The organism is Solimicrobium silvestre, assembly GCF_002976435.1.
Lineage (GTDB): Bacteria > Pseudomonadota > Gammaproteobacteria > Burkholderiales > Burkholderiaceae_D > Solimicrobium > Solimicrobium silvestre.
Genome location: NZ_PUGF01000054.1, coordinates 1 through 3038 on the forward strand (window position 1 = coordinate 1; position 3038 = coordinate 3038).

At 43.1% G+C, this 3038-nt stretch carries 4 protein-coding genes; all 4 read left to right on the top strand.

The window, feature by feature from the left end; translation table 11 throughout:
• Positions 1–174: 174 nt before the first annotated feature.
• The 4 genes from S2091_RS23630 to S2091_RS23645 all read left to right on the top strand — a co-directional run bounded on the left by S2091_RS23630 (position 175) and on the right by S2091_RS23645 (position 2582).
• Positions 175–471 (top strand): hypothetical protein, encoded by a 297-nt coding sequence (locus S2091_RS23630; RefSeq protein ID WP_105534430.1) that lies wholly within the window; start codon positions 175–177, stop codon positions 469–471.
• Positions 472–565: 94 nt separating this feature from the next.
• The gene (locus S2091_RS23635; protein WP_105534431.1) at positions 566–988 is read left to right on the top strand and encodes a hypothetical protein; all 423 of its coding nucleotides are present in this window, start codon (positions 566–568) and stop codon (positions 986–988) included.
• 172 nt (positions 989–1160) lie between these two features.
• The gene (locus S2091_RS23640) at positions 1161–1739 is read left to right on the top strand and encodes a hypothetical protein (protein WP_105534432.1); all 579 of its coding nucleotides are present in this window, start codon (positions 1161–1163) and stop codon (positions 1737–1739) included.
• A gap of 138 nt (positions 1740–1877) precedes the next feature.
• Positions 1878–2582, top strand: a complete 705-nt coding sequence (locus tag S2091_RS23645; RefSeq protein ID WP_105534433.1) for a hypothetical protein — start codon at positions 1878–1880, stop codon at positions 2580–2582.
• The last annotated feature ends 456 nt before the right edge of the window (positions 2583–3038 follow it).

A 3038-nucleotide genomic window follows, 5' to 3' on the forward strand; every position in this document is an offset into this window, starting at 1 on the left:
AAAAAATGGGATGCTCAAAAGGACTATTTCCGATTAAACTGACGCGTCTTGAGCGGCTTTAAAAAGTCGTTTGAATGGAAAAATTAGGTCGCAGCGCGAATTCTTGTTTTTACACGGCCTCGGCACAAAACGGTCGCCGGGCCGGTCACTGTAAATTTGCTAGAAATTTAAACTATGGGTTACGTAACGATTTTTGTTTCATTAGTATTAACCGGATTTTCGTGGAATCGGATCTTCCGACAAACGGATACGGCAATTGTTAAAACCGGGTATTTGGTTCTAACTGCTGTTCCGTTTGTTGGGCCGCTTTTTTATATGTTGATTGATCCTCCTCCAAATCAACCAATAAATAAATTACCTTATTCACTTTGGCCAGAACAGTCCAGGGGAACAAAAGTGTGGCCGAAGTTTGATCCTTTAATTCAATCGTTAGCGAGCATTTTTAGGCGATCAAAGAAAAATGATGAATAATGACGAACCAAATGCAATGCCTTAATACGACACATTGCCGCCGTTCAGTATTTGAGTCTATTTAGAGCCTATTTTTATCAGGGGAGATTCCGCGTTGATATTACAAATATTCCGTGTGCTTTTTATTGCCATGACGTTTGATTGGTCGGTATCAGCATATTCAGCCGATCTAAAGGGAGAGTGGGCTCTGCAAGTGGAAGATCAAAAGCACCAGCCCATCGCGGTTCTAAGCATTAAGTTTACAAATAGGAAGGCGGACTCCTGCCTTAGCGATAACTGGTTGCGCGTCGAAGTTTTGTCCGCAACAACTAAAGATGATGGCTTCTTTCCAATATCTGATCGGCTGTCGTACAAAATAGAGAATAACAAGCTAACTATTGGTCGCAATGAAATTTGCGATGCATATTTAGGTTTAGGTGGCTCAATAAGTAGTGAGGAAATACACGGAGACTACTATTCTCTTGGAATGGCCGGTACTAGAGCGCTGGGGTTCTTCTCACTTAGAAAAAAGCATTGATTAATTATGCTACAAGATATTTAAAATTGAATTGAGTGTCGGCTTATACCGGCACGAAACCGACATTCGAAGGATCGTCCAATTCGGGCTTAAAAACTGGAGCTCTCATCAGAAATTTCAATTGAAAAAATACTTTACTTAAATTGAGTCACAAAATATTGGGAACTATTTTATGTTTTCACCAGCACCAAATGCGCGGGGTAGTCTAAAGCCGGGAACATTATATGCAATTGCTGGTGAGCACGATTGGATATATTACGGCCAAGTGGATCAAGGCAAGAAAGTAGGTTTCTTTCGATTTCGTTCAAAGCAACTCGTCTCGAATGAAGAAATTCTTACCAACACAGTAATGTCGAGGGTCAATGTCGTGTATTCATCAATTGGTTCCGCGCTTCGTAAAGGTTCTTGGAAGCTTCTCGGAATTGGCGCAATTCATAAAGAACTGCTTCATTCTCTTTCGGTCGTTCAGTGGCCGGTTGGGACATTGATAGTGACAATTTGGATGGATGGCAAGGAAATTGGTGAAACAAGGGTCGAAGACCCGAAGATTCAGGATTTTGAAATCATCGCAGGCTGGGACGCTTTTCATCATATTCCAGGAAGACTAAGAGTTGACTTTGAGGGTGATGATTCAAACATAATGATTGGTGGCCCAATTAGACGAGAGCGCCGGTTAAAGGAGGAAGCTGCGAGGCGAGCCCCAAACATGCCGTATCACCAGCTTCTGCCTGACTGGGTTCCATGTAGGTAAAGTTGAAAAATGTCGTCTTGCGGCACATTAGCCCATCCGGTGCGAGGGTCAGTTCTTGAATTCCAACACGACGAAATTCGCGAAAGTCGTAATTCAAGAACTGACCCTCAGACCCTCAATTGAGACAGGAAATTTGTAATGTATTTTAATTTCAAGGACTGGTTTTCCATCATCCTGTTATCTACGTCATTGACCGCTTGCGCAACTGGTGGCAACGTCGAACCGGGTGACGCTGATTACCCTAAGATTAATGCTTACGCCAATAGCGTACTGAAAATTCATGGCACCAATCCGGATGGAGTGCCCATAAAGTTTGCAATAGCTTGGGCTGCAACAAATATTCATGGATATCCGGTTGCTGATGGAACTTGCAATTGGAAATCCAACTGGTTCGAAGGTGTGACTACTGGGTATTATGTAAGTTTGCCAATTGACGCATCCACTAAAGGTGGTGAATACGAATTCAAAGTCAACACAGACGCCTTTATTCCCGGCAGGTGTGGGTGGAAATTTTTTGGAATAGAGGTGTACTCAGGCAATCAGATTCATCAAAAGGGTTTCGCATTTGACCCTGCTGCGATTCTCGTTTCCAAAAACGCTCATCTCCCGAATTGGGCCGGAATGATTCAAAAGGAAAGCACCAAAGTGGACATTTCTTGCAGGGTTCATGCGTACATGGACGCAGTAGACCTTTCACCGAACATGACAATTACAGAAGGCGATTATTTGGATTGCTTGGATACAGACACATCCAAAAAAATCCGAATAATTTTACCCGATACTATTAATCCCGATATCGAGTTAAATATCCATGCCCGAGTGCCAAAAACAGCGGCAAGGTAGGTACAGGGTAAATTGAATATCTCAATCTCAAAACCATTTTGAATGACAGCTTCATAGATTCACGACCGTCAACTATGGGCACCGTCTTGGCAATCACTGAAAAGTCTCAACGCCTGCAATCTGATCTGAGCCGCCATAGAACAGAAGAATTGCTATTTTGAATTTTTTAATTTATTGTTTGGCGGCTGGGTATGACCGCAATCCGCAGGACAGGAGACGATGCCGTATGTCGGCATCTGCTCGCTGCCGGCAGAGGCTGTGTAAAAACGCACCCTAAAAAGCAATAAAAAATAATTCAAAAAATCTGTCAACGAGGTAAACAGAAATATCTCTCAAGCGTTATATAAAAAGTCGAATCCACGTTAAGGAGCGTTGATGAAGCGATTTATCCAAGGAGAGCACCGCACCCAAAGCACGCTGCTGCCGGAGGTGCTGGATGATTATGTGACCGAAGAG

Excerpts from the sequence above, each read along its gene's own strand:
- S2091_RS23645 (WP_105534433.1), top strand. The coding sequence starts at position 1,878 with ATGTATTTTAATTTCAAGGACTGGTTTTCCATCATCCTGTTATCTACG.
- S2091_RS23630 (WP_105534430.1), top strand. The coding sequence starts at position 175 with ATGGGTTACGTAACGATTTTTGTTTCATTAGTATTAACCGGATTTTCG.
- S2091_RS23640 (WP_105534432.1), top strand. The coding sequence starts at position 1,161 with ATGTTTTCACCAGCACCAAATGCGCGGGGTAGTCTAAAGCCGGGAACA.